Source organism: Kitasatospora nipponensis, assembly GCF_039528135.1.
Lineage (GTDB): Bacteria > Actinomycetota > Actinomycetes > Streptomycetales > Streptomycetaceae > Kitasatospora > Kitasatospora nipponensis.
This window is the reverse complement of record NZ_BAAALF010000998.1, coordinates 1-562: the sequence shown is the minus strand read 5'-3', so window position 1 is coordinate 562 and position 562 is coordinate 1. Positions and strand designations below refer to the sequence as shown.

The window sequence follows — 562 nt, the reverse complement described above, 5'->3', positions numbered from 1 at the left end:
CGCCGGCGACCGGGAGGCCGGGGCGGTCAGTCAAGGCCGAACCCCTGCCGCATCAGGTCATCCTGCTCGTCCACGTCCATCGGTTCGAACTCGATGGTCGGCGGTTCCTGGAAGTACGGGTCCTCGCCCATCGGGTCGGTGCGGAACCCGTAGGAGGGCGGGTCGTCCAGGCCGTACGGCCGCAGTATGGCGACTGGGCGGCCATTCTTGGTGACCGTGACCGTCTCGCCGGCCTCCACCCGGGCGAGGATCTGGGCGGTCTGCTGGTTGAGCTCACGCGCCGGCACTTCGCTGGAGGTAGCCATGGGACCAGCGTACTACTCGTAGTACATCGTCCCCTTGGGCGTCCGGGCTGAACGTCACCGTGTCCTCGGCCGGTCCGGCCCGGTCGGCGGGATGCTGGAGGGGCACAGGTCCCCGTCTGCTCCAGGAGTGGTCCCGATGATCGGCAAGCTGCAGTGCGTGGTGCTCGACTGTCACTACCCCGCCGGGTTGGCGCACTTCAACGCCGCCCGGCTCGGCGGCGAGGTGGACCGGCCCGACGCGCGCTGGAGGGTGGACG

General features: G+C 69.9%; 1 protein-coding gene. It reads right to left on the bottom strand.

All coding sequences use genetic code 11. From position 1 onward, the window contains the following. Window positions 1-26: 26 nt before the first annotated feature. Window positions 27-305 carry a type II toxin-antitoxin system Phd/YefM family antitoxin gene (locus ABD323_RS44530; protein ID WP_184918346.1) on the bottom strand — a complete coding sequence of 93 codons (279 nt, stop codon included), beginning with the start codon at window positions 303-305 and terminating at the stop codon, window positions 27-29. Window positions 306-562: the final 257 nt, after the last annotated feature.

Excerpts from the sequence above, each read along its gene's own strand:
- ABD323_RS44530 (WP_184918346.1), bottom strand. The coding sequence starts at position 305 with ATGGCTACCTCCAGCGAAGTGCCGGCGCGTGAGCTCAACCAGCAGACC.